Here is a 22,798-nt window from a genome sequence, read left to right on the forward strand (position 1 = left end):
GGCCCCGGCCGCGCGCACGCGTCTCGCCCGCCCCTCGTCCCGCCCCTCGTCCCGCCTCGCGGGCGAGGGGCTTCTTCCTGCCGTCCCGGCCGTGCCTACGCCTGCTCGTCGATCAACTCCACGATCAACTCCGCGATCAACTCTGCCATCAACACGGCGTTATGCGGTGCTTGCACACAGTGCACATGTCTTGTGATGCTATGACCGCTTTTGCCGGTTGAATGGACTGAGAAGGGTGGCGTGCCCGTGACGGCCCGAACTGCGCCCAAGGCGCCATCCCGCGAGAGCAGGAGCGCGGACACACGGGCACTCACGCAGGTGCTGTTCGCCGAGCTCACGAGCCTGGAGCCGGGCACGCCGGAGCACGACCGGGTGCGCGCCGCCCTGATCGAGGCCAACCTGCCGCTGGTCCGGTACGCGGCGGCACGTTTCCGCAGCCGTAACGAGCCGATGGAGGACGTCGTCCAGGTCGGCACGATCGGCCTCATCAACGCCATCGACCGCTTCGACCCCGGCCGCGGGGTCCAGTTCCCCACCTTCGCGATGCCGACCGTGGTCGGTGAGATCAAGCGCTACTTCCGGGACAACGTGCGCACCGTCCACGTACCGCGCCGGCTCCACGAGCTGTGGGTGCAGGTCAACGGCGCCACGGAGGACCTGACCGTGCTGCACGGCCGGTCGCCGACGACCGCGGAGATCGCCGAACGGCTCAAGATCGGCGAGGACGAGGTGCTGGCCTGCCTGGAGGCGGGCCGCTCGTACCACGCGACCTCTCTGGAGGCCGCCCAGGAGGGTGACGGGCTGCCGGGCCTGCTGGACCGGCTCGGGTACGAGGATCCGGAGCTGGCCGGGGTCGAGCACCGGGACCTCGTCCGGCACCTCCTCGTCCAGCTCCCCGAGCGCGAGCAGCGCATCCTGCTCCTCCGTTACTACAGCAACTTGACGCAATCTCAGATCAGCGCCGAGCTGGGGGTGTCGCAGATGCATGTGTCGCGGCTACTGTCGCGGAGCTTCGCACGACTGCGGTCCGCAAACAGGATCGAAGCCTAACCGGGACGGGCTACCCGTTCCTGCACAGATATGTCGACATGGCGCTACAGCGTGTTGCCGACATGTGACATTCTGCAGGAACCGCGTTTGCCGTGGCGCCGCCTCCGGTATTCAGGTGGAGGCATAAGTTCTCGGTTCCGCCGCGGACCGAGGGCGCCGCAGCGACCCGACCGCGACCTCAAGGGGGTGGCATGTCCGTAGAACTGGGCAGCTCGAAGGTGCTTCCCGCGATTCCCGCGCCGGCACCACATGTGCACGACGACGACGCTCTCAACACCCGTACGCTCTCCCGCTCCCTCTTCCTGCGGCTGGCCACGCTCGACAAGGACAGCCCGGAGCGCACGTACGTACGCGACACGCTCATCGAACTGAACCTGCCGCTGGTGCGCTACGCGGCGGCACGTTTCCGCAGTCGCAACGAGCCGATGGAGGACATCGTCCAGGTCGGCACGATCGGTCTGATCAAGGCCATCGACCGTTTCGATTGCGAACGCGGCGTCGAATTCCCGACGTTCGCGATGCCGACGGTGGTCGGCGAGATCAAGCGCTTCTTCCGCGACACCTCGTGGTCGGTCCGCGTCCCGCGCCGCCTCCAGGAGCTGCGCCTCGCCCTGACGAAGGCCAGCGACGAACTGGCCCAGAAGCTCGACCGCTCCCCCACCGTCACCGAACTGGCCCAGTGCCTCGGCGTGTCCGAGGAGGACGTCGTCGACGGCCTCGCGGTCGGCAACGCCTACACCGCCTCCTCGCTCGACTCCCCGTCCCCCGAGGACGACGGCGGCGAGGGCTCCCTCGCGGACCGCCTGGGCTACGAGGACAGCGCGCTGGAGGGCGTCGAGTACCGCGAGTCCCTCAAGCCCCTGCTGGCCAAACTCCCGCCCCGGGAGCGCCAGATCATCATGCTGCGCTTCTTCGCCAACATGACCCAGTCCCAGATCGGCGAAGAGGTCGGCATCTCCCAGATGCACGTCTCCCGCCTGCTCACCCGCACCCTGGCCACACTGCGCGACGGCCTGATCTCGGACTGAGCCGGGGCACGGCCCACACCCTCGGCGAACCAGCCGGTCGCCACCGTCCGGCTCCCGTTTCCCGTACGGGCCGACGCCCTGCCGTACCGGGCCTATGCAACTGACGCGTCGTCAGTGACACTGGCCCGATGCGACGGATCACGCGCGCCCCGAGAACCGCAAGTGCTCCCCGTACCCGCTCCACCCCACAGGCTCACCTGCCCCCGCGCGCCCCAGGCCTGTTGCGCGCCCCACACGCCCCACGCCATTTGCGCGCCCCAGATGCCCCACGCTATTTGCGCGCCTCGTTCCTCCCGCGGGCATCACCCGTCCCGCGCGTCCTCCTGCCGGCCACCGCCCTGTTCCTGGCCGCGCTGCTCACCGCCTGCGGCAGCGACACCGGCCGAGGCCACGCCGCACTGGGCGCCGCCGGCCCGGCGGACGACCGGTCCCCGACCAGACCGATACCCCCGCACGACGGGATCACCCTCACTCCGCTGGACGGAGACGGAGCCCCCGCGACGGGCAACGGCTCACCCCCGTACGCCTCCTCATCGCCGACGGACTCCGGCACATCCGCCACACCCGGATCAGGCGGCACTCCCCCGACCGCACCCAAGAGCCACGACAGCGACAACGGCAGCGGCAGCGGCAGCGGCAGCGGCAGCGGCAGCGGCAGCAACCGTGCAGCCGGCCGCGACACCGTCTCCACCCCCGGCACGCAGCCCGGACCACCAAGCTCCCGGCCCGGACGCCCCTCCGAAGGACCCCCTCAGCAACCCCCTGCGCAGCCCCCGGCCCCAGGGCCGGCCCCCAGGCCCCGCCCAACCCCCACTCCTACTCCCGCACCCACTCCGGCCCCCAAACCCAACACTCCACCCCACCTGACCACCGGCCCCGTCAACCGCACCAGCGCCAACGCCCGCTGGTGCGAAAACGTCTCCCTCACCCTGCGCAACACCGGCGACCGCCCCGTCACTTCAGGCACCGTCACCTTCGGCACCCACATCATCGGCGCCCTGGGCATCGACTGGACCACCCGCGCCTCCACCCACCCACTCCCCACCCCCATCACCGGCCACACCCACCGCACCGCCACCTGGCGCGTCTGCGTCGCCGCCTGGCGCGTACCGCTGGGGATGCACATCGAGACGCGAGACATGCAGGTGGACTGGCGCTGACAGGTCCGGGCCGTCCAGGCAGAGCGATCGGGAAGGGGCGGTGCAGACGACACTGCCCGCACGCTACGAGCTCCCCGAGCCGTGCTCCCGTGCGCCCCACTGAACACCAGCCTCAGCGGGAATGATCGGGACAGCGATACAGCCGGTAGGTCCACGCGGACTACCGCACAGAACCGCAGCTCACGCTGCCTGCACAAGGAGCTGGGACCTATGGGCTCGCACGGCAAGCCGCCTCCCCCGAATCCCCGACCGCAGCAGCCGTCGCCACGGGACAGCGACGGGCAGCACCCCGACGTGTCCAAGCCCGGTGGCGGCAAGCACCGGTGACGGCCGACCTGTCACATCACCACACCCGGACGATGCGTCTGCTCGACTCCAAGGGCGCGTTCGAGCGCCCTTGGATGCGCGCGGCCTTCCGCGACGTCGCCCGGGACGCGTTCGCGCCCGACACGGTCTGGGTGTGGCACTCCGACGACGACCGGTACCACCCCGTCGCGCGCGCCGACGACGAGCAGCGGTGGGCGGCGTTGGTGCACCACCCCACCGAGCCCGTGGTCACGCAGGTGGACGACGGCCAGCCCGCGCACGCCGACGGTACGGGCCGGCTGCCCACCAGTTCGCTCAGCGCGGCCGACGCCGTACTGACCACCCTCGCCGCCACCGACCCGGACCCCGGGAGCCGGGTGCTGCACATCGGGACGGGTACGGGCTACGACTCGGCGCTGCTGTGCGAGCGGGTCGGCGCCGCCAACCTCACCACCGTCGAAGTCGACCGTGCCCTCGCCGACGCGGCCCGCGCGCGGCTCCACGGCCTCGGCTACCGGCCCCGCGTGATCTGCGCGGACGGCGAGCACGGCCATGCGCCGGAGGCGCCGTACGACCGCGTCCTCTGCACGGCGTCGCTGTCCCGCGTCCCCGCCGCCTGGATCGCCCAGTCCGCCCCCGGCGCGCGCATCGTCACGCCGTGGAAGTCCACGCTCCAGCCCGCCGGCCTGGCCGTCCTGACCGTCAGCGCCGACCGCCGTGCCGCCGGTGGCCGTTTCGGCATGCCGCTGACGTTCATGGACCTGCGTGGCCAGCGCCGCGCCGACAGCCCGCTGCCGCGCGTCTACACCCCGCAGCGGTGGTCGGAGAGCCGGTACGGCACGGCCACGCTCCCGCCGGACTTCCTCGACGGCTTCCACGCCCGCTTCGCCCTCGGCCTCCAGTTGCCCGGCGTCCACGCGACCCGTACGCCGACGCCGGACGCCGTCCCCGCCTGGTGGCTGTCGACGGACACTGCCTGGGCCTACGTGTGCGCCGGGGAGACGTACCAGTGGGGCGACCGCGACCTGGCCACCGAGGCCGAGCGGGCCTATGAGTGGTGGCTGGCGGCGGGCAGGCCGGAAGTCTTCGACTTCGGCATGACGGTGGACGGTGACGAGCAGCGGACGTGGTTCGGGTCGGAGGAGGACGGGCCGAGCTGGCCGGTGGGCCGGTAAGGAGCCGAAGGCGCGCGGAGGCGCACCCGCGCTTGCTGCCCTACGTCCTACGGCTTCGGCGCCACCTCCGCCAGCTCCTCCACCGACCCCGACATGATCGTCCGCACCTGCTTGGTGATGTGCTCGACCGGCCAGTCCCACCAGGCGAGTTCGAGCAGCCGGGCGGTGTCCGCTTCGTCGTAGCGGCGTCGGATCAGCTTGGCCGGGTTGCCGCCGACGATGCCGTAATCGGGTACGTCGTCCACGACGACGGCCCCGGAGGCGATGACCGCGCCGTGCCCGATCCGTACGCCCGGCATGACCATGGACCGGTATCCGAACCACACGTCGTTGCCGACCACCGTGTCGCCCTTGCCCGGCAGCCCGCTGATCAGGTCGAAGTGGTCGGACCACGACCCGCCCATGATCGGGAAGGGGAACGTCGAGGGGCCGTCCATCCGGTGGTTGGCGCCGTTCATGATGAACCGCACGCCCTCGCCCAGCGCGCAGTACTTGCCGATGATCAGCTTCTCGGGCCCGTAGTGGTACAGCACGTTCCGCGTCTCGAACGCGGTCGGGTCGTCCGGGTCGTCGTAGTACGAGAAGTCTCCGACCTCGATCAGCGGCGAGGTGACGAGGGGCTTCAGCAGTACCACCCGCGGCTGGCCGGGCATCGGGTGCACGACGTTCGGGTCAGCGGGGACAAGTGGCATCGGGCATCGCCCTCTCGTAAGGGGTAGGGGGTGGGTCGCGTCATGATCGCAGCCGCCGTCACCGCTGGCGATCGGTTAACCGTCCACCGGCCCCGAGTCGGCCTTCCGGCGCGGAAACATGCCGTCCTGCGCTGGATGGGGAGGGTCGAGAACCCGCCGCTCAGCTCGGCGGCCAACCACCACCACGGCGCGCCGGAAGCGGGCATCCACATCGTCAGCGGCCATCCCGTCCTCGTCCACCACGACGGCGGACAGGAGATACGGATTGCCGCGAAAGGATCAGGGCGCTTCCGAGGGATCTCCGTCTCCGCGGAACTGCCGGAGTGCGGAAGGGAAGAGGCGGTGATGTCTACCTGTTGTGCGCATGCCCGCCGACTCCCGGAACAGGGAAGCTGAGGCGACAGGCCCGGAGCGCAGCGCGAGTGGCGCGGCTACCGGTCCGGCAAGGAGAGCCGACCCATGACGATGACGAGGACGCACACGTCCCGGAGGACGGACGACCAACGGCGGGACAGCGAGCGGTCTCGCCGGCAGTCCTCGGTACGGACACGGCAGTCCTCGGTACGGACACGGCGGTCCTCGGTACGGACACGGGTCGGTGGCGCGGCACTGGTCCTCTGGGCCCTCCTCTCGGCATTGGCCTGCTCCTACGTGTTCGCCGTGTGGCTGCCCACCGACGCCGCGCGGTACAGGGACTACGAAGCGTCCGAGGCGTGCCTCGCCCACACGGCGGTGCGCAGGCTGGAGGACTGTCGGCGCGAGGTCACCTTCACCGTCGAGGACACGGTGATCCAGGGCGGCGGAAAGAACGTGAGATACGAGGCGACCCTCACCGGCGCCCCGTACTGGAACAGGACGGTGGCCTTCGGTAACACGGAGCCGGTACTCGAACGGCTCCGGCCGGGGGACCAGGTCACCGCTACCGTCTGGCGCGGCGGCATCATGACGGTCAGCACGCAGGGGCTGCGTCAGAGCACCTCGGACGAACCCCGCGACGAGCCGCAGGCGGCGGCCGCCATCGGAACGGCTCTCGGCGTCTTCGCTGTCATGGCACTTGTCTTCGGTGCGGTCCAGCTGACCCGGCCCCGTGACCATGCGCCGTACAGCCTGGGCGGGTACGGCAAGCCGCTGCTCATCACCATGACCGTCGCCTGCGTCGCCGTGGCGGCTGCCAGTCTCCTGCTCGGCATTCCGTGGTGGATCGTGCCCGCCCTTGTCGTACCGGTCGTGGCCGCCAGGGCCTGGCTGCTCCACCGGAACCGGCAGGCGAGCCGGCCAACCGAAACCGCTCGCCGGCCAGGGCGCTTCTGATGGCTCTTGCCGGAGGATGGAAAAGCTGCGGGCCGGGCCGACGTCGGGCATCGGCGAGGCCATGAGCTGAGCGATGCGCGGTGGCGGGCAATCGAGCCGCGGCTGCCGGCATCAGAACCGTCTCGCCCCCGCCACCTGGGACACTGATACCGGAAGAGCCCCGTACTCGCGCACACCGGTAGGGAGAGTCACAGGTGAGCAAGGCGCCGGAGAGTGCCCTGTCGACGGTCATGATGGTGATCGCCACCGGAAGGCGTCTCCAGGAGCGGCTGGAAACGCGGCTCACCGGCATCGGCCTGTCGATGCGGCTGTTCGGGGCGCTCGGGCACATCTCCCGCGACCCCGACCTGTCGTACAGCGACCTGGCCCGCCGCGCGGGCGTGACGAGCCAGAGCATGCGCGCCACCGTCCTCATGCTGGAGGAACTGGGCGCGGTCGAACGCAACCTGCGCGGCCAGGGCCACCGCGCGCGCCTGGAGCTGACGGACAAGGGCCGCGCGCTGCTCACCCAGGCGCGAGGCATCCTGTCCGAGCTGGACGAGGAGTTCCTGAAGGCCGCGGGGCAGGACCAGAAGGCGGCCCTGGACACCGCTTGCGAGCGCGCGCTGGCCCCCGGGGGGCCGTTTCCCTTCCGGTCGGAGTAGCCCGGCCCCATGGCTCCGGCCGGAAGCCGTACGAACACGGCCGGGTGACGGCGCTGAATGGGCGCGAGACCGGCCATCGTTCTCCATGAAGATGTGCGCATGCGCACCAAGCCGGCCGACCACAGTGACGGCGCCGCCCCGGAGCACGCCCTGAAGCGCGCGGCCCGGCATGCCCACGGCGGCCGGTCCCAGCTCATCGAGGGTGTAATCGAGCCGCTATCCCTGTCCTGGGCCCACGAGACCGTCGCCGAGCGCCTCCGCCGTCAGCTCGGCACCCGCGCCGCCGACCTCCACTGCATCATCGGCTCCGGCGACCTCGACCTGCCCGGCTCACCCAACTGGTACGTACCCGACCTCGCCGTCGTCCCGGCTGCCGTAGCCAAGGACGCCGGTGCCCTCCGTCCCGACCAGACGCTGCTGATCGTGGAGGTCACGTCAGAGGCGGATGCCGACACCGACCGCAGCATCAAGCGTCGCCGCTACGCCGAGTACGGGGCGCCGCTGTACTTGCTCGTAGACCGACAGCAACGCACGCTCACCCTGTTCGCCGAGCCCGGCCGGCTCGGGTACACCCGCATCACCGGCCCGCTGCCGTACGGCACCCCGCTGCACATCCCGGACCCGTTCGGCCTGGACCTGGACACCAGCGGCTGGTGACCGACGGCTGCTCGGCGCCATCGCGGACTCGTCCGATCAGGCTTCGCCCGAACCCTCGCCAGGCTCCTTCGGCAGATTCGGCGAGACGAAAGAGCCCATGCCGGGCGTTGTGGTGATCAGCCCCTCTTCTCGGAGGGCGGCGGTGACCTTGCGTACGGTCATGCGCGCTACGCCGAACTCCTGCTCCAGCCGGACCTCGGAGACCAAGTGGCGCGGCGGGTACTCGCCGCTGAGGATCCTCGAACGGACCACGTCGGCGATCTGCTCCCACTTGGAGCGAGGATTCACCATCTTCGGCTGCTCATCCCCGGTCCGGCCCGATACGAACGAACCCAAGCCAGGTTGGGTGTGGATCAGCCCCTCGGCTCGCAGTCCTCGGTGCACCTTCTGAGCAGTGACACCCGCGATGCCGAATTCCTCTTCGAGTTGGAGCACTGACGGAACGCGTTCCCCGGGCGCGTACGTGCCGTCGGCGATGCGCTCGCGGATCACATCGGCAACCTGGTGCCAGCGGGGCCGGTCAGGGACGAATTCCATCACCTCATCAAGCTAAGCAAGCTGCCGTACAGCAGGCGAGATACTTTGTTCGAGGGTTGAGACATTGTTCTTCTAGACTGGTATATCAGCCATAGGTAGGCTTGAGAACGCCCCGGCGAGTGCACCACCACTGCCGGGGCGCGGCCAACGCCACCCATCTACGAAAAGAGCGTCGACGTGCACCACCGTATCCGCCGCGCCATGACCTGGCTGAGGTATCACCTCGCACCGCCAGCGTCTGCCCCCGTCACTACCCTCCACGCGCCTGTGCGCCCCACCTGCCCCGCGCGGCCAGTACGCCGCGCACCGAGTCCGCTCGACACCCCCCTGAACACCAACACCTCCCCCCTCGTACGCCCCTACCTCACCGCCTACGAAGCGCAGTACGCCGAACGGCAAGCCCACCGCTTCGCGCGCATCCGCACGATGCACGGGGAGTTCGCCGTATGAGCGCGGCGGAGGGGCCCGTACCGGGCATGCGGCTGCTGCCCTGGTCGCAGGAGGGCGGTAAGCAGTGTCTGCTGTCGACCGACGGTGACGGCTACGTGGCGCGGTTCGCGGACGACATGGAGGCAGCGCAGCTCGACATGGGTACGGAGCTGCTCGATCACGCCGGGGTGATGCTGGGCGAACCCGACGCGTCCGCCAGTGAACTGCGCTTTCTCGCCAATCGGTTGGTCGAGGCGCTGCACGACGCGTTGCGGGTCGCCGACAGCCGAGGCCGGCGGATTCCCGGCCTGGGCGGTGCGAGCGGAAAGGGGGGCGTCGGCCGCTTGGTTGCGGCCGAGTGAGGGGCCGTCAGGGCGACGTGGCCGGGGACGGGCCGGTCAGCTCAGGGCGAGCCAGGCGGCGCCGACGACGACCGCGATCGCGACAATCACGCCGACGATGACGCCGATGCGGGGGCCGCCGGACGACTGCTGCTGGGCCGCTGCCCGGCGGCCACCGGGCTGCTCGGGGGCGCCCTCGTCCACGAAGGCGCGGAACATCTGCGTGCTGCCGGCCGGGTCGGGCTGGCCGTTGGCCGGGTTCTGCTGGTAGTTCGCCATAGGCCAGGACACTAGCGAACCCGGCATGGACGGCACACCCCTGGGCCTCGTGCGTCACAGCACAGTTCACCGCGCGGTTGCGGTGCTCGGGTGGCGTCGGCTGTCCGGCGGTGGCCTGTCGGGTGCCGGGCATCGATACCGCCTGGGACGGTCAAACGCAGCAGTCGCAGCCGGGACGGCAATCGCACGCGTCCGCTTGGGCACCGGCGGGCCCGGCGTCGGCGGGTCCGGCCGCCGTGCCGGCGGGAGTCGCGCAGCAGCCCTCACCGCGCCAGGCGTCGCGGCCCTCCTTCACCGCCACGGCGGCGATCACTAGCGCGGCGACCGGGTCGGCCCAGGCCCAGCCCAGGGTCGCGTTGAGGATCAGGCCGACCAGCAGGACGGCGGACAGGTACGTGCACAGCAGCGTCTGTTTGGAGTCGGCGACCGCGCTGGCGGAGCCGAGTTCACGGCCGGCCCCGCGCTGGGCGCCGGACAGGAACGGCATCACGGCCAGGGACAGCGCGGCCAGCACGATGCCGGGCAGAGAACGTTCGGCCTCGCCGGTACCGGTCAGGGCGCGTACGGCGTCGACGGCCACATAGGCCGCCAGCGCGAAGAAGGAGACGGCGATGATCCGCAGCGTGGTCTTCTCCCGCGCCTCCCGTACGGCGTGCTCGCGGGCGGAGAACTGCCAGGCGACCGCGGCGGCGGACGACACCTCGATGACCGAGTCCAGGCCGAAGCCGGTCAGGGCGGTGGAGGAGGCGAGGCTGCCCGCGGTGAGGGCGACGACCGCCTCGATGACGTTGTACGTGATGGTTGCCGCGACCAGCATCCGTATCCGTCGGGTGAGCGTCTCGCGGCGGGCCGGGGACGGGCCGAGGGGCAGGGACGTGCCGGTCGCCATCAGCAGCAGCCCTTCGTTCCGGCATCCGGACAGGTGCGGTCGGTCTCGACGGCGACCACCGCCGCGCGCAGGTCGTCCAGCGCGTGGCCGAGGCGCTCGTCGGCCAGTTCATAACGGGTGCGGCGTCCGTCGGGAACGGTAACGACCAGGCCGCAGTCGCGCAGACAGGCCAGGTGGTTCGACAGCCGGGTGCGCGAGATGTCGAAGGCGTCGGCGAGATCGGCCGGATAGCGGGGGGCGTCCCGCAGGGCGAGCAGGATGCGGCAGCGGATGGGGTCGGCGAGCGCACGGCCGAAGCGGACCATTACGTCAATGTCGATGGCGTTGTCGGTGTCGATGGCGTTGTCGATGGCGTTCGCGGCAGTCAGCACATGACGACAGTACACGTTTCCGTGAACTCAGGAAGTGGTGAACCGTCGGGATGGCGGTGCCCGCGGCCGGCCCCGCATGCCTACAGTCGGCCGGAATGGCACCGGAACCGGCCCACACCGGCAGAAGCGGCCCGGCCGCAACTCGCCCCCGAAGGAGCGGCACCCCATGCAAGCCGACAGCCCCGACCTGGCCGCGGCACAACGCGCGCACTGGCAGCGCACCTACGACGCGCATCCCGCCATGTACGGCCAGGAGCCCAGCGCGCCCGCGCGGTACGCCGCCGCTGCCTTCCGGGCCGCCGGGGCGCGGGACGTGCTGGAGCTGGGGGCCGGCCACGGCAGGGACGCCCTGCACTTCGCCCGCGAGGGCTTCGCCGTCCGGGCCGCCGACTTCTCCGCCTCCGGCCTGGCACAGCTCCGGCGGACGGCCGTCGCCCAGGGGCTGGCCGAGCGCGTGACCTGCCTGGCGCACGACGTACGGACACCGCTGCCGTTGCCGGACTCCTCGGCCGACGGCGTCTTCGCGCACATGCTGCTGTGCATGGCCCTTTCCACCGCGGAGATCCACACCGTGGTCGACGAGGTCCGCCACGTACTGCGACCCGGCGGAACCTTCGTCTACACCGTGCGCCACACCGGCGACGCGCATTACGGCTCCGGCCTCGTGCACGGGGACGACATCTATGAACACGACGGCTTCGCCGTGCACTTCTTCCCCCGTCGGCTGGTCGACGCCCTGGCCGACGGCTGGCAGCTGGAGGAGGTCCACGCCTTCGAGGAGGGGGATCTGCCCCGCCGCCTGTGGCGCGTCACCCAGCGACTGCCACAGTGATCCGAATGCCGAGGCCCGGACGACGACTCAGGAAGGCAGCCCGGCCCAGGCCGACAGCGCCGCCCGCCGCTCCGCACGCCGGTCCCCGGCCCCGGCCGTACGGCTCACCCATGCGACATGCCCATCCGGACGGATCAACACCTCGGCGACGCCCGCCAGGTTCGGGTGGGCCTCCCGGTCGCCGACGGTCACGGCGGTGACGCGTGAGCCCCACCCCGCGGTGACGGCCGCCTCGAAGTCCGGATCGTCCCCCGCGAGATCGAGGTGCACGAACCGGCCCGCGGTCAACAGCTCGTAGACCCGTACCGCCTCCGACGCGGCGGCCTTCAGGCCGATGTCCGGCATCCGCCGCCCCACCAGCGGGTCGGAACCGGGCGCCGCCGGATAGGCGGTACCGAGCGCGGACACCTGGGTGGCAAGCGTGCGGTTGACCTCCTCCATGCCGAGGAGTTCGCCGAACAGCTTGCGCAGGGCCGCAGCAGGCCGCTGATACTGCCGTACGAGGGTCAGCTCGGCCAGCAGGGTCTGCACCTCGGTGTTCTCGGTGACCGTCTGCCCGACCGGCCGGCGCTCCACGTCGTACGTGTCCAGCAGACCGGGCGGTGCCCACCCGTTGACCTCGGCGGCCAGTTTCCAGCCGAGGTTCATCGCGTCCTGGAGGCCGGTGTTGAGACCCTGGCCCGCCGCGGGGAAGTGGATGTGGGCGGCGTCGCCCGCCAGGAGCACGCGCCCGGCGCGGTAGCTCTCGGCGAGCCGGGTGGCGTTGCCGAAGCGGGAGAGCCAGCGGGGTTCGGCGACGCCGCAGTCGGTTCCGCACATCCGGGTCAGGGACTCGCGGAACTCCTCCAGGGTCACGGGTTCGCCGGTCGGCACCCGCATCCGCTCCGGGTCGATGAGGACGAGCCGGACGACGCCGTCCTCCATGGGGGCGACCAGTACGCCCCGCGCGCGGGCGGCGTCGAGGGCGGCGGGGTCGGTGACCGCGAAGTCGCCGAGTACGCCGGTGAGGGTTTCGTCCGTACCCGGGAAGGCGATGCCGGCGGCCTGCCGTACGACGCTGCGTCCGCCGTCGCAGCCGACGACGTAACGGGCCCGTATCGTCGCGACGTCACCGTCCCGACCGCACACCTCCACCTCGGCCCCGTCGGCGTCCTGGCTCAGCCCGGCGACCTCGCACCCGCGCTCGACCTCGACGCCCAGCTCCCGGGCACGCTCCGCCAGCAGCGCCTCGGTGTGCGCCTGGGCGAGGAAGAGGGTGTAGCCGTGCCGGGAGTCCAGTACGGAGAAGTCCAGGTGGGTGGGGAGTTGGGCGAAGTGCCAGCCGGGCACGGTGCGCCCGAGCGGGAGGAAACGGTCGAGCAGCCCACGCTGGTCGATCACTTCCACGCTGCGCGGGTGCAAGCTCAGGGCCCGCGAGTCGCGCTGCGGCTCGGTACGGCGCTCGAAGACACGGGTGCGCACGCCGGCCAGCGCCAGTTCGCAGGCGAGCATCAGCCCGGTCGGTCCCGCGCCCACGACAGCCACATCAACATTCATCGGAGTGACCCTCCCTATTTAGTGAACAACGTTCACGTGAACGGCGTTCACTATAGTGAGAGCCATGAGCTCTCCGTCAAGCCCGGTCCGCGGCCGCCCCGCCCGACTCGACCGCGCCCGTACCCTGCAAACGGCACTCGACCTGCTCGATGAGTCGGGCCTGGACGCGCTGACCATGCGACGGCTCGCCGACGCCATGGGCGTACAGGCAGGCGCCCTGTACCGCTATTTCGCGACCAAGCAGGATCTGCTCACCGCCATGGCGGAGCGGATGATGGAGAGCGTCGCGGAAGCGACCGCGACGGACGGCGGCGACTGGAGCGAGCGACTGGCCGCCCTCGCCCGCGCGGAGCGCAACGCCCTGCTCGCCCACCGCGACGGCGCGCGCGTCTTCGCGGGCACCCACGCGACGGGAGCCAGCGTCCTCGGCTTCGCCGACGCGTTCGTGGGCGTACTGCGCGAGGCGGGCTTCGCCGACGATGCGGCGGCTCGGGCGCTCTACACGGTGGTCAACTACACCGTGGGCCACACCCTGGAGGAGCAGGCGGCGGTCCAGGCGCAGGACGGGGTCCCCGAGGGCGCGAGCGTCCTCCGCGACGCCGTGACGGCAGGGACGTACCCCCACCTCAGCGCCACCCTCCCCACCCTCACCAGCACGGACTTCACCGGACTCTTCGAATTCGGTCTCGATCTGCTCATCGAGGGCCTGCGGGCACGGCACGCGCCGCCGGCGAGGAAATGATGCGCGCCTACATGGATGCCTTCGGCCTGGTCTTCGGCGCCTTCGACTTCGGCCTCGACGCCGACGAACGACCGCGGATGTACGAATGCAATCCGAACGGCCAGTGTGCGTTCTGCGGCGACACCATCACCGAACAGATCGCCACCGCCCTGGCCGGCCATCTCCAGCACACAGGGGAAGCCCCGTGAACGATTCCGCCGCACTGCGCCATGCCCTCGCCGACCAGGTCGCCGCCGCGAGCCCGCCACCTGCCCCGGTCTGGATCGCGGCGCTTGCCGCAGTGCCCCGCGAACGGTTCATGGACCACTCCGTCTACCGACCCGCCCCGCCCGGCTGGGAACCCGTCCACCGCGCCCGTCTCGGCGAAGAGGAGTGGCTGCGCATGGTCTACACCGACCAGACCTGGGTGACGCAGGTCGATGGCGTGGACGCGGCCGACGCTCCGGGCCCGGTGACGGGTGTCCCTACCTCTTCCGGCACCCGGCCCACTCTGGTCGTACGCACCCTGCACGCCGCCGGGCTGCGCTCCGGCGACAAGGTGCTGGAGATCGGCACAGGCACCGGCTACTCCACCGCACTCCTGTGCCACAGCCTGGGCCATGACCACGTCGTCAGCGTCGAGTACGACACCGGCGTCGCCCGCCGCGCCGCCACGCGTCTGCACGCGGCCGGCTACGCACCCACCCTCATCCAGGGCGACGGACTGCGCGGGCATCAGGAAGCCGCCGAATACGACGCCGTTGTGGCCACTTGCTCCGTTCGCACCATCCCCCGCTCCTGGATTTTTCAGATCACCGACGCCGGAAGCATCACCTGCACCCTCAGCGGCTGGATGCTCGCCTCCGGCATGATCCGGCTCACCCTCGATGAGAACGGGGACGCCCACGGCCGCTTCCTGGCCGGCGGCGACTCCGTCTCGTACATGCTCGCCCGACCCCACGAACGCCCACCACGCCCCACCCTCTACCGCCACCCCGGCGACACCCGGCCCGCCCGCATCGACCCCAGCTTTCTCACCGATCCCACGGGCCGCTTCGTCGCCCAGCTCGGCGCCCCCTCCGCCGAGCTGGTCAGCACCGGCGACAACTACGTCCTGATCGACGTCGCCACCGGCTCACAAGCCTGGACCGAAGGCGGGGGCGCGGACACAGCGGTGCATCAGCGCGGCCCCCTGCGCCTGTGGGACCAAGTCGAGGACGCCGTCCTGACCTGGCAGAAGGAAGGTGCTCCGGATACCACTGCGTTCGGCATGACGGCCGCTCCCGAAGAGCAGTACGTGTGGCTCGGGAGCCCTGACGGTCCACGCTGGTTCCTGCCTGTGTAGACCGTGGTGGGAGAGATCAACGAGTGGCCGTGGAGGTCACGGCCCGTTCCGCCCCGTCATTCCGCCAAGGCCCCCTGACCTGCCCCTTCACACCCCCACCCCACCCCCTTGACCATTGATCTTGCCAACCTTTTGGCTTCCTTTACCTCCTCTGCCGCAGAATCGTTTGCCTTCAGCAACCAAGTGGTTCTACGGTTGCTCAAGGCAACAAAAGAAGAAGTGCGGAGGTGCCCATGGCCGCTCAGAGTCAGTACGAGGAGCTGGCCCGGCAGCTCAGTGCCATCGGTGCCGTCAAGCGTGAGATGGGGCGGATTCTGCCGCCCGACTGCCCGCCCGCCTCGGCCGGAGTGCTCACCCTGCTCGACCGGTACGGCGAGATGCGGATGAGCAAGCTGGCGGAGCTGCTCGCGATCGACATGTCGGTCACGAGCCGGCACGTGGCCCACGTCGCCGAGCGCGGCTGGATCGAGCGTGAGCCCGACCCGCTGGACAAGCGGTCGCGGCTGCTGCGCCTGACGCCGAGCGGCCGGTCGCTCCTCGCGGAGCTCTCCGAGCGCTACACAGCATCACTCGCCCGGTATCTGGACGACTGGTCCGACAGCGACGTCGGCCGGCTCAACGAACTGCTCGCCCGGCTCCGTACGAGCTTCGGCGACTGCCGGACCCGGGCGCATCACGAACCCACCACCCGCACACCCGCGGAATGAAAAGGAATTACATGGCTACGACCACACCATCCGGTGTGCGGGGCGGCCACGCCAAGCACGGGGGCCACCCGGCTCCCGACGGGGCGCCCATGACGCACCGTCAGATCATGGAGGCGATATCCGGGCTGCTGCTCGGCATGTTCGTCGCCATCCTGTCCTCGACGATCGTCTCCAACGCGCTGCCCGAGATCATCCATGACCTCAAGGGCGGCCAGAGCGCCTACACCTGGGTCGTCACGGCGTCGCTGCTGGCGATGACCGCGACCACCCCGCTGTGGGGCAAGCTGTCCGACCTGTTCAGCAAGAAGCTGCTGGTCCAGATCGCGCTGGTGATCTACGTGGCGGGCTCGGTGGTGGCCGGTCTGTCGCAGAACTCCGGCATGCTGATCGCCTGCCGGGTCGTGCAGGGCATCGGCGTGGGCGGTCTGTCCGCGCTGGCCCAGATCGTCATGGCCGCGATGATCTCCCCGCGGGAGCGCGGCCGTTACAGCGGCTACATCGGCGCCACCTTCGCGGTCGCCACCGTCGGCGGCCCGCTGCTGGGCGGCGTCATCACCGACACCAGCTGGATGGGCTGGCGCTGGTGCTTCTACGTCGGCGTGCCGTTCGCGGTGATCGCCCTGATCGTCCTCCAGAAGACCCTGAAGCTGCCCGTGGTCAAGCGGGACGTGAAGGTCGACTGGGCGGGTGCCTTCTTCATCAGCGCGGCGGTCTCGCTGCTGCTGGTGTGGGTGACCCTGGCGGGCGACAAGTACGACTGGATCTCGGGCCAGACCTTCGCCATGGTCGGCGGCGCGATCGTGCTCGGCGCGATCTTCGTGTACGTCGAGTCCAAGGCGAGCGAGCCGATCATCCCGCTGCGGCTGTTCCGCAACAAGACGATCACCCTCGCCTCGCTGGCCTCGCTGTTCGTCGGTATCGCGATGTTCTCCGGCACCGTCTTCTTCAGCCAGTACTTCCAGCTGGCGCGCGGTGAGTCGCCGACCATGTCCGGGATCATGACGATCCCGATGATCGGTGGTCTGTTCATCTCCTCGACCGTCTCCGGTCAGGTCATCACCAAGACCGGCAAGTGGAAGGCGTGGCTGGTCTCCGGCGGCGTGCTGGTGACCGCGGGCCTGGGCCTGCTGGGCACCATCCGGTACGACACCGAGTACTGGCACATCGCGATCTTCATGGCGCTGATGGGCCTCGGCATCGGCATGATGATGCAGAACCTGGTGCTCTGCACGCAGAACCAGGTCGCCCCGAAGGACCTCGGCTCCGCCTCCTCCGTTGTGACCTTCTTCCGCTCCCTCGGCGGTGCGGTCGGCGTCTCGGCGCTCGGTGCGGTGCTCGCCAACCGCGTCACGCACTACGTGAAGGACGGCGTGCAGGAGCTCGGCCCGCAGGCCGCGGCGAAGTTCGCGCAGGGCGGCGCCGGCGGCGGTGGCGGCATCCCGGACCTGGACGCCCTCCCGGCCCCGTTCCGGACGATCATGGAGAGCGCCTACGGGCACGGCGTCGCCGACGTCTTCCTGTACGCGGCTCCGTGCGCGCTGCTCGCCTTCCTGCTGACGCTGTTCATCAAGGAGGTCGCGCTGAAGACCCAGGGTGGTCTGGCGCAGTCCGACGAGCCGGCCGCGGCACCCGCCGCTGCCGGTGCGGCCACCGCCGCGGCCCCGCAGCCGCAGCCGGAGCCCGCCCTCGTGGGCGCCGGTGCCCCGGTGGGCCAGGACGACGGCCAGGCGCCCTCCTGGGCGCAGCAGCCGTCCGCGTCGGCCACCACCCAGCCGCTGGCGGCGTACGCCTCGGCGGGCGGCGGTGACGAGGTCCCGGCCGGTCCGGCGATCCACGGCTCGGTCCGCAACGCGGAGGGCCACCCGGTCGCGAACTCGGCGGTCACGCTGATCTCGCTCAGCGGCAGCCAGCTGGGCCGCTCGGTGGTCCAGGCCAACGGCTCGTACGTGCTGAACGCCCCCGGCGCCGGTTCGTACGTGCTGATCGCGGCCGCCGACGGCCACCAGCCGCAGGCGTCCACGGTCGTCGTCGGCGAGCAGGCCCTGGCCTACGACATCCTGCTCAGCGGCACCAGCGGCCTCGGCGGCCAGGTCCGCAGCGCGGTCACCGGCGAGCCGGTGACGGACGCGATGGTCGTGGTCACCGATGTGCGCGGTGAGGTGCTGGCCACCGGCAAGACCGGCGAGGAGGGCTTCTTCTCCTTCGACGAGCTGGCCCCCGGCACGTACACCATCGCCGTCAACGCGGCCGACTTCCGGCCGACGGCGCTGCCGGTCGAGGTCGGCGGGCAGGGCTCCACCCGGATGGAGATCGAGCTGCTGTCCGGCGCCCGGGTGCAGGGCGTCGTACGGGCCGGAGCCGACCGGCGCCCGCTGCCGGACGCGCGGGTCACGCTCGTGGACGCGGCGGGCAACGTCGTGGCCACCTCCACCACCGGTGAGGACGGCGCGTACGCCTTCACCGACCTGGACGCGGGCGACTACACGGTCATCGCGAGCGGCTACCCGCCGGTCGCCAACGGCCTGACGGTCGACGCGCGCGGGGTCGACGGCTACGACGTCGAGCTCGCCCACCCCGGCGAGTGATCCCGGGCCCGGGGGCCGGCCGTACGGCGGCGGGCCCCCGGGAGCCCCGGCTCACCCCGGGGCGCACGAACCCCGGCCCGCTGTCCTTTTGAGCGGAGAGGCAGCACGGGCCGGACCCCAGGGCTCCGGCGGCGGTACGCGCACAGGCAGGGGACGGCCTGCGTGCCGCCGCCCGGAGCCCGACATGTGAGAGGCAAGAACGGGAGTGGGAATGACTTCGACGGGCGCGGCAGCGGGAGCGGCCAACGGCGCGGGCGTACGCGCACAGGTCCGTACACGGGACGGCTGGGCGGTGCAGCACGCGGTGCTGACCGTCACCGACATGACCGGCACCCAGGTGCTGCGCGCGGCGGCCGACGAGAACGGCGCCGTACGGGACGCGCAGCCGCTGGCCCCCGGCCCGTACACCGTGATCGTGACGGCCGTCGGCTACGCGCCGGTCGCCTCCAGCGCGATCGTCACGGCCAGCGGCCGGATGGACGTCGGCAACGTGACGCTGGCGCGGCAGGGCGGCGCCGAACTGCCGCCGCCCGGCGCCTGGACCATCGACCCGATGCACTCGACGGTCGCGGCGACCGCCCAGCACCTGGGCATCACCAGCGTGCACGGCCGGTTCCTGGACTTCGCGGGCCGCATCGAGATCGCCGAGGACCTGGACAAGTCGTCGGTCCGGGCGGTCATCAAGACGGCCTCGATCGACACCGGCAACGGGATGCGCGACGGGCACCTGCGGACCGGGGACTTCCTCGACGTCGAGCAGTACCCGGAGATGACGTACGTCAGCACCGGCCTGGAGCCGGCCGGCCCGGACCGCTGGACCGTGCACGGCGACCTGTCGCTGCGCGGCGTGGTACGCGCGGTGGACCTCGACCTGAGCTACCTCGGCACCGGACCCGACCCGTGGGGCGGTGTGCGGGCGGCCTTCAACGCCACCGCCGAGCTGCGCCGCGAGGACTTCAAGATGAACTACAACCAGGTCGTCGCCGCCGGTATCGCGGCGATCGGCACGACCCTGCGGGTCGAGCTGGACATCCAGGCCGTACAGGGCGAGAACCTGCCCACGGCCTGACGACACGCGGCCCCACCCCCCGACCGACCGGGGCCGCATGCGACGGTGCCCCGCCCTTTGCGTCGCAAGGGGCGGGGCACCGTCGTGCAGGGGGTTCCGTCAGTTGGTCTTGCACTTGTTGCCCGTGGCGGGGTTGAGCAGTCCGATGACGTCGATGGTGTTGCCGCACAGGTTCAGACCGAGGTCGATCGGAACCTGGATGGCGTTGCCCGACAGGATGCCGGGCGAGTTGGCGACCTTGGCCCCCGCACCTGCGTCGGCGACGGCGGTACCGACGCTGCCGAGGACGGCGGCGACGGTCAGGACACCCGCGCTGATGGCAGTACGAACGCGCATGTGGAGCTCCTTACGCTGCGCTGAGAAATGATCAGATAAGAGGTAGACACGGCGCGGCGGTCAAAAACCGGCGCGCCCGTCGATGCCCACGTTCGGCGGGCGCTCTTCATCCGTTCGGGTGCGCGGGGAGCACGGGGAGGCGTGGCGGGTGATAGGGGCGTACGGCGTCCTAGTCCGTACCGCCGTCCTTGCCGTCCTTGCCGTCCTTGCCGTCCTTGCCGTCCTTGCCGTCCTTGTTCTCGCCGTCGGCGGCCTTCGCCGCCGCCCGCTGCCGTTCCCGCATCGCCTCGATGCCCGCGATCTGGAGCTCCAGGGCGAAGGCGAAGTCGTCGTCCAGCATCTGTTCGGCGGACATGTCCTCGCGGGCGTACCTGCCGTCGGCGGACAGTTCCATGGTCTCCGCGAACCGCGGGTGGCCCTGCACCGCTTCCACCACCCGGTGGAAGTACTCGTCCAGGGTGGTGCCCTCGGCCCGGCAGCGGGCCCGGTGCTGGCCCTGGATGCTGCAGAAGCCGTAGACGAACTGGTAGACCGCCGCCAGCGCGCCCGACGTCGACTGCTTCGACAGGCCGCTGCGCGCCATCACCCGCAGCGTCGCGTTGGAGAACGCCATCGAACGCGGCCCGAAGTTGAGGTACTCCCCCAGGAGCTTCGGCAGCCACGTGTGGGCGAGCAGCAGCTTGCGGTACTCGAAGGCGAGGTGGCGCAGCTGGTCGCGCCAGTCGGCCTGCTCGTCGGACTCGTCGGGCAGGTCCAGTTCGCCGGCGACCGCGTCCATGGCCAGTTCCAGCAGGTCGTCCTTGGTGTCGACGTACCAGTAGACGGACATGGCCGTGACACCCAGTTCGGCGGCGAGACGGCGCATGGAGAACTTCGCCAGGCCCTCGGCGTCCAGCAGCCGGACCGTGGCCGCGACGATCTTGTCGAGGTCCAGTCCGGCCGGCTGGTCAGCCTTCCGTTTCACCGGGGGGCGCTCGGTCAGCCACACGCTCTTCGGCTGCTTCTCGGCGCGGCTCGAAGTCACTGCCATCTCGCGCCCTCCCTCTCGTTCACGCAGTGGTACGGAGTCGATGCTATTCCGGCCGGGCGGCGGCCGGGCCCGGGCGTACCGGGTCGGCTTCCGGGGCGGCTGCCAGGGCAGCTTCCGGCCGTTCCGTTTCGTCTCCCGCAGCGGCGGACGCGGGTGCGCCGCTGCCGGAGGCGGGCGCCCCTCGCTCCGCGCGCCGCAGCAGGAACGCCGCGAGCAGCCCGCCGAGGAAGACGGCGGCCGCGCCCACCAGTTGGCTGGTGCCGATGCCGGAGGCGAACGCGTCGTGGACGGCCGCCCGGTCCGCGTCCGTACGGGCCATCGCCAGCGCGGCCGGCAGCGAGCCGGCACCCAGCGCGACCGCGGGCAGCAGCGCGGCGAAGCGGGAGTTGAGCACCGCGCCGAGGACGGCGACGCCCAGGCCCTGGCCGAACTCCATCAGCGTGCCGTTCACGCCCGCGCCCACACCGGCCTTCTCGACCGGGATCGACGACATGATGGCGTTGGCCATGGTGGGCATCGCGAACGCCACACCGACACCCATCATCAGCAGGCCGAGCAGCATGCCGCCGTAACTGTCGCTGCCGAGAGTCGCGATGGCGGTCAGCCCGCCGGCCAGCAGGCTCATCCCGACCACGATCATGCCGGGGGTGCCCAGCTTGGGCAGCAGCTTGACGCCCAGCCCGGTGAAGTTCAGCGCGACGACCATCAGCGCCAGCGGCGCCATCCGCAGTCCGGCCTCCAGCGGCCCGTAGCCGAGGACGAGTTGCAGGTGCTGGGTGAGCAGGAACATCGAGCCGCCCAGGCCGAACGCCACCAGGATGCCGCCGGACACCGCGCCGATGAACCGGCTGTTGCGGAAGAAGTGCATGTCCAGCATCGGGTTCGGTATGCGCAGCTCCCACAGCGTGAAGACGGCGAGGCCCACGACGCCGACCGCGGCGGAGACCAGCACCCGCCCGGAGAGCCAGCCGCTCTCGGGCCCGGAGATGATCGCGAAGACCACACCGACCATGCCGATCATGGACAGCAGCGCGCCCACCAGGTCGGGCCGGTCCCCGTCGGCGCTCTTCGACTCGGGCACGAGCCGCAGTACGGCGACGAAGCCGATGAGCGCGACCGGGATGTTGATCAGGAACAGCGAGCCCCACCAGTAGTGGGCCAGCAGCGTGCCGCCGATCAGCGGTCCGGCGGCGAACCCGAGGGAGTTCACCGAGCTCCAGATGCCGATGGCCTTCGGGCGCTCGGCGTCGTCGAAGATCTGCATGACGACGGCGAGCGTGGTCGTCATCAGCAGCGCGCCGCCGACCCCCATCGCGGCACGGGCCGCGATCAGCTGGCCGGGCGACTGGGCGAGGGCGGCGGCCAGCGAGGCGACGCCGAACAGCACCAGGCCGAGGGCGAGCATCTTCTTGCGGCCGTACCGGTCGGCGGCGTTGCCTGCGGTGAGCAGCAGGCCGGACTGGACCAGGGAGTACGCGTTGAGCATCCACTGGACGTCGGCGGTGGTCGCGCCCATCTCCTCGGTGAGGGAGGGCACCGCGACGTTCAGGACGGTGTTGTCGAGCAGGACGGTCAGCTGCGCGAGGCAGATGACGGCGAGGATGAGCCAGCGGGTGGGATTGCGGGCCGGGCTCAGGGGTGGGGTGGCGCCGGAGGCCACGGAGGACATACAGGCTCCCTGTACGGAGTGATCGAGCGGAGCAGCGGGACATCTACACCGTACAGGGAGCGCTATACGCCGTACATCTCTATTACGGAGGGGTGTGCA

The 22,798-nt window shown here is 70.9% G+C and carries 25 protein-coding genes; 16 read left to right on the forward strand and 9 right to left on the reverse strand.

Going from position 1 to position 22,798, the window contains the following annotated elements:
• The first annotated feature begins 240 nt into the window (after window positions 1–240).
• The 4 genes from OEIGOIKO_RS19620 to OEIGOIKO_RS19635 all read left to right on the forward strand — a co-directional run bounded on the left by OEIGOIKO_RS19620 (window position 241) and on the right by OEIGOIKO_RS19635 (window position 4,719).
• Window positions 241–1,050: an RNA polymerase sigma factor SigF gene (locus OEIGOIKO_RS19620; protein ID WP_174857188.1), complete on the forward strand. Its 810-nt coding sequence runs from the start codon at window positions 241–243 to the stop codon at window positions 1,048–1,050.
• Window positions 1,051–1,241: 191 nt separating this feature from the next.
• Window positions 1,242–2,078 (forward strand): RNA polymerase sigma factor SigF, encoded by an 837-nt coding sequence (locus OEIGOIKO_RS19625; RefSeq protein WP_030017597.1) that lies wholly within the window; start codon window positions 1,242–1,244, stop codon window positions 2,076–2,078.
• A 275-nt stretch (window positions 2,079–2,353) separates the two neighbouring features.
• Window positions 2,354–3,238 carry a hypothetical protein gene (locus tag OEIGOIKO_RS19630; protein ID WP_246177427.1) on the forward strand — a complete coding sequence of 295 codons (885 nt, stop codon included), beginning with the start codon at window positions 2,354–2,356 and terminating at the stop codon, window positions 3,236–3,238.
• 359 nt (window positions 3,239–3,597) lie between these two features.
• Window positions 3,598–4,719 (forward strand): methyltransferase domain-containing protein, encoded by a 1,122-nt coding sequence (locus OEIGOIKO_RS19635; protein ID WP_125055158.1) that lies wholly within the window; start codon window positions 3,598–3,600, stop codon window positions 4,717–4,719.
• Between the two features lie 47 nt (window positions 4,720–4,766).
• Here the strand turns inward: OEIGOIKO_RS19635 and OEIGOIKO_RS19640 are convergent, their stop codons facing one another.
• Window positions 4,767–5,411, reverse strand: coding sequence for a CatB-related O-acetyltransferase (locus OEIGOIKO_RS19640; protein WP_125055159.1), 645 nt, complete (start codon window positions 5,409–5,411; stop codon window positions 4,767–4,769).
• Window positions 5,412–5,870: 459 nt separating this feature from the next.
• On the opposite strand from OEIGOIKO_RS19640, the gene OEIGOIKO_RS19650 reads away from it, so the two are divergent.
• From OEIGOIKO_RS19650 to OEIGOIKO_RS19660, 3 genes are all read left to right on the forward strand, one after another.
• The gene (locus tag OEIGOIKO_RS19650) at window positions 5,871–6,722 is read left to right on the forward strand and encodes a hypothetical protein (protein WP_125055160.1); all 852 of its coding nucleotides are present in this window, start codon (window positions 5,871–5,873) and stop codon (window positions 6,720–6,722) included.
• Window positions 6,723–6,916: 194 nt separating this feature from the next.
• On the forward strand, window positions 6,917–7,366 hold the full coding sequence (locus OEIGOIKO_RS19655) for a MarR family winged helix-turn-helix transcriptional regulator (protein WP_125055161.1): 450 nt from the start codon (window positions 6,917–6,919) through the stop codon (window positions 7,364–7,366).
• A 99-nt stretch (window positions 7,367–7,465) separates the two neighbouring features.
• Window positions 7,466–8,023: a Uma2 family endonuclease gene (locus OEIGOIKO_RS19660; protein ID WP_125055162.1), complete on the forward strand. Its 558-nt coding sequence runs from the start codon at window positions 7,466–7,468 to the stop codon at window positions 8,021–8,023.
• A gap of 36 nt (window positions 8,024–8,059) precedes the next feature.
• On the opposite strand, the gene OEIGOIKO_RS43955 is transcribed toward OEIGOIKO_RS19660, so the two are convergent.
• Entirely contained in the window at window positions 8,060–8,560 is a 501-nt protein-coding gene (locus OEIGOIKO_RS43955; protein ID WP_371859027.1) for a GntR family transcriptional regulator, read from the reverse strand.
• 267 nt (window positions 8,561–8,827) lie between these two features.
• On the opposite strand from OEIGOIKO_RS43955, the gene OEIGOIKO_RS19675 reads away from it, so the two are divergent.
• Together OEIGOIKO_RS19675 and OEIGOIKO_RS19680 are read left to right on the forward strand one after the other, a co-directional pair.
• A complete protein-coding gene (locus OEIGOIKO_RS19675; protein WP_125055163.1) occupies window positions 8,828–9,010 on the forward strand; it encodes a hypothetical protein in 183 nt (60 codons plus the stop codon).
• Window positions 9,007–9,351 carry a hypothetical protein gene (locus OEIGOIKO_RS19680; protein WP_125055164.1) on the forward strand — a complete coding sequence of 115 codons (345 nt, stop codon included), beginning with the start codon at window positions 9,007–9,009 and terminating at the stop codon, window positions 9,349–9,351. Before OEIGOIKO_RS19675 ends, OEIGOIKO_RS19680 begins: the two co-directional genes overlap by 4 nt.
• Before the next feature lie 36 nt (window positions 9,352–9,387).
• Here OEIGOIKO_RS19680 and OEIGOIKO_RS19685 read toward each other — a convergent pair whose 3' ends face one another.
• The 3 genes from OEIGOIKO_RS19685 to OEIGOIKO_RS19695 all read right to left on the reverse strand — a co-directional run bounded on the left by OEIGOIKO_RS19685 (window position 9,388) and on the right by OEIGOIKO_RS19695 (window position 10,803).
• Window positions 9,388–9,609: a hypothetical protein gene (locus OEIGOIKO_RS19685; RefSeq protein ID WP_125055165.1), complete on the reverse strand. Its 222-nt coding sequence runs from the start codon at window positions 9,607–9,609 to the stop codon at window positions 9,388–9,390.
• A 151-nt stretch (window positions 9,610–9,760) separates the two neighbouring features.
• Complete coding sequence (locus OEIGOIKO_RS19690) at window positions 9,761–10,498, reverse strand: cation transporter (RefSeq protein ID WP_125055166.1); 738 nt, start codon at window positions 10,496–10,498, stop codon at window positions 9,761–9,763.
• Window positions 10,498–10,803 (reverse strand): ArsR/SmtB family transcription factor, encoded by a 306-nt coding sequence (locus OEIGOIKO_RS19695; protein ID WP_125058801.1) that lies wholly within the window; start codon window positions 10,801–10,803, stop codon window positions 10,498–10,500. The genes OEIGOIKO_RS19690 and OEIGOIKO_RS19695 overlap by 1 nt, the downstream gene beginning before the upstream one ends.
• A 232-nt stretch (window positions 10,804–11,035) precedes the next feature.
• On the opposite strand from OEIGOIKO_RS19695, the gene OEIGOIKO_RS19700 reads away from it, so the two are divergent.
• On the forward strand, window positions 11,036–11,701 hold the full coding sequence (locus tag OEIGOIKO_RS19700) for a class I SAM-dependent methyltransferase (RefSeq protein WP_125055167.1): 666 nt from the start codon (window positions 11,036–11,038) through the stop codon (window positions 11,699–11,701).
• Window positions 11,702–11,728: 27 nt separating this feature from the next.
• Here OEIGOIKO_RS19700 and OEIGOIKO_RS19705 read toward each other — a convergent pair whose 3' ends face one another.
• Entirely contained in the window at window positions 11,729–13,237 is a 1,509-nt protein-coding gene (locus OEIGOIKO_RS19705) for a monooxygenase (RefSeq protein WP_125055168.1), read from the reverse strand.
• 64 nt (window positions 13,238–13,301) lie between these two features.
• On the opposite strand from OEIGOIKO_RS19705, the gene OEIGOIKO_RS19710 reads away from it, so the two are divergent.
• The 6 genes from OEIGOIKO_RS19710 (at window position 13,302) to OEIGOIKO_RS19730 (ending at window position 19,664) form a co-directional block, all read left to right on the forward strand.
• Window positions 13,302–13,979, forward strand: a complete 678-nt coding sequence (locus tag OEIGOIKO_RS19710) for a TetR/AcrR family transcriptional regulator (RefSeq protein ID WP_125055169.1) — start codon at window positions 13,302–13,304, stop codon at window positions 13,977–13,979.
• Window positions 13,976–14,167: a hypothetical protein gene (locus OEIGOIKO_RS42895; RefSeq protein ID WP_246177428.1), complete on the forward strand. Its 192-nt coding sequence runs from the start codon at window positions 13,976–13,978 to the stop codon at window positions 14,165–14,167. The genes OEIGOIKO_RS19710 and OEIGOIKO_RS42895 overlap by 4 nt, the downstream gene beginning before the upstream one ends.
• Complete coding sequence (tgmC, locus tag OEIGOIKO_RS19715; RefSeq protein ID WP_246177429.1) at window positions 14,164–15,303, forward strand: ATP-grasp peptide maturase system methyltransferase; 1,140 nt, start codon at window positions 14,164–14,166, stop codon at window positions 15,301–15,303. Before OEIGOIKO_RS42895 ends, tgmC begins: the two co-directional genes overlap by 4 nt.
• A 233-nt stretch (window positions 15,304–15,536) precedes the next feature.
• Complete coding sequence (locus tag OEIGOIKO_RS19720; protein ID WP_125045919.1) at window positions 15,537–16,010, forward strand: MarR family winged helix-turn-helix transcriptional regulator; 474 nt, start codon at window positions 15,537–15,539, stop codon at window positions 16,008–16,010.
• 89 nt (window positions 16,011–16,099) lie between these two features.
• Window positions 16,100–18,595, forward strand: a complete 2,496-nt coding sequence (locus OEIGOIKO_RS19725; protein WP_461791929.1) for an MFS transporter — start codon at window positions 16,100–16,102, stop codon at window positions 18,593–18,595.
• Window positions 18,596–18,806: 211 nt separating this feature from the next.
• Window positions 18,807–19,664, forward strand: coding sequence for a YceI family protein (locus OEIGOIKO_RS19730; protein WP_125055172.1), 858 nt, complete (start codon window positions 18,807–18,809; stop codon window positions 19,662–19,664).
• A 99-nt stretch (window positions 19,665–19,763) separates the two neighbouring features.
• Here OEIGOIKO_RS19730 and OEIGOIKO_RS19735 read toward each other — a convergent pair whose 3' ends face one another.
• From OEIGOIKO_RS19735 to OEIGOIKO_RS19745, 3 genes are all read right to left on the reverse strand, one after another.
• A complete protein-coding gene (locus OEIGOIKO_RS19735) occupies window positions 19,764–20,000 on the reverse strand; it encodes a chaplin (RefSeq protein WP_030017571.1) in 237 nt (78 codons plus the stop codon).
• Between the two features lie 169 nt (window positions 20,001–20,169).
• The gene (locus OEIGOIKO_RS19740) at window positions 20,170–21,030 is read right to left on the reverse strand and encodes a TetR/AcrR family transcriptional regulator (RefSeq protein WP_125055173.1); all 861 of its coding nucleotides are present in this window, start codon (window positions 21,028–21,030) and stop codon (window positions 20,170–20,172) included.
• Window positions 21,031–21,073: 43 nt separating this feature from the next.
• Window positions 21,074–22,699 carry an MFS transporter gene (locus OEIGOIKO_RS19745; protein ID WP_246177430.1) on the reverse strand — a complete coding sequence of 542 codons (1,626 nt, stop codon included), beginning with the start codon at window positions 22,697–22,699 and terminating at the stop codon, window positions 21,074–21,076.
• Window positions 22,700–22,798 lie beyond the last annotated feature (99 nt).

Source organism: Streptomyces paromomycinus, from assembly GCF_003865155.1.
GTDB classification, from domain to species: Bacteria; Actinomycetota; Actinomycetes; order Streptomycetales; family Streptomycetaceae; genus Streptomyces; species Streptomyces chrestomyceticus.

Bases quoted from the DNA above. Each gene is read 5' to 3' on its own strand.
- OEIGOIKO_RS19625 (WP_030017597.1), top strand. From the start codon at position 1,242: ATGTCCGTAGAACTGGGCAGCTCGAAGGTGCTTCCCGCGATTCCCGCG.
- OEIGOIKO_RS19635 (WP_125055158.1), top strand. From the start codon at position 3,598: ATGCGTCTGCTCGACTCCAAGGGCGCGTTCGAGCGCCCTTGGATGCGC.
- OEIGOIKO_RS19640 (WP_125055159.1), bottom strand. From the start codon at position 5,411: ATGCCACTTGTCCCCGCTGACCCGAACGTCGTGCACCCGATGCCCGGC.
- OEIGOIKO_RS19650 (WP_125055160.1), top strand. From the start codon at position 5,871: ATGACGATGACGAGGACGCACACGTCCCGGAGGACGGACGACCAACGG.
- OEIGOIKO_RS19660 (WP_125055162.1), top strand. From the start codon at position 7,466: ATGCGCACCAAGCCGGCCGACCACAGTGACGGCGCCGCCCCGGAGCAC.
- OEIGOIKO_RS43955 (WP_371859027.1), bottom strand. From the start codon at position 8,560: ATGGAATTCGTCCCTGACCGGCCCCGCTGGCACCAGGTTGCCGATGTG.
- OEIGOIKO_RS19680 (WP_125055164.1), top strand. From the start codon at position 9,007: ATGAGCGCGGCGGAGGGGCCCGTACCGGGCATGCGGCTGCTGCCCTGG.
- OEIGOIKO_RS19685 (WP_125055165.1), bottom strand. From the start codon at position 9,609: ATGGCGAACTACCAGCAGAACCCGGCCAACGGCCAGCCCGACCCGGCC.
- OEIGOIKO_RS19690 (WP_125055166.1), bottom strand. From the start codon at position 10,498: ATGGCGACCGGCACGTCCCTGCCCCTCGGCCCGTCCCCGGCCCGCCGC.
- OEIGOIKO_RS19695 (WP_125058801.1), bottom strand. From the start codon at position 10,803: ATGGTCCGCTTCGGCCGTGCGCTCGCCGACCCCATCCGCTGCCGCATC.
- OEIGOIKO_RS19700 (WP_125055167.1), top strand. From the start codon at position 11,036: ATGCAAGCCGACAGCCCCGACCTGGCCGCGGCACAACGCGCGCACTGG.
- OEIGOIKO_RS19705 (WP_125055168.1), bottom strand. From the start codon at position 13,237: ATGAATGTTGATGTGGCTGTCGTGGGCGCGGGACCGACCGGGCTGATG.
- OEIGOIKO_RS19710 (WP_125055169.1), top strand. From the start codon at position 13,302: ATGAGCTCTCCGTCAAGCCCGGTCCGCGGCCGCCCCGCCCGACTCGAC.
- OEIGOIKO_RS42895 (WP_246177428.1), top strand. From the start codon at position 13,976: ATGATGCGCGCCTACATGGATGCCTTCGGCCTGGTCTTCGGCGCCTTC.
- OEIGOIKO_RS19720 (WP_125045919.1), top strand. From the start codon at position 15,537: ATGGCCGCTCAGAGTCAGTACGAGGAGCTGGCCCGGCAGCTCAGTGCC.
- OEIGOIKO_RS19725 (WP_461791929.1), top strand. From the start codon at position 16,100: ATGACGCACCGTCAGATCATGGAGGCGATATCCGGGCTGCTGCTCGGC.
- OEIGOIKO_RS19730 (WP_125055172.1), top strand. From the start codon at position 18,807: ATGACTTCGACGGGCGCGGCAGCGGGAGCGGCCAACGGCGCGGGCGTA.
- OEIGOIKO_RS19735 (WP_030017571.1), bottom strand. From the start codon at position 20,000: ATGCGCGTTCGTACTGCCATCAGCGCGGGTGTCCTGACCGTCGCCGCC.
- OEIGOIKO_RS19740 (WP_125055173.1), bottom strand. From the start codon at position 21,030: ATGGCAGTGACTTCGAGCCGCGCCGAGAAGCAGCCGAAGAGCGTGTGG.
- OEIGOIKO_RS19745 (WP_246177430.1), bottom strand. From the start codon at position 22,699: ATGTCCTCCGTGGCCTCCGGCGCCACCCCACCCCTGAGCCCGGCCCGC.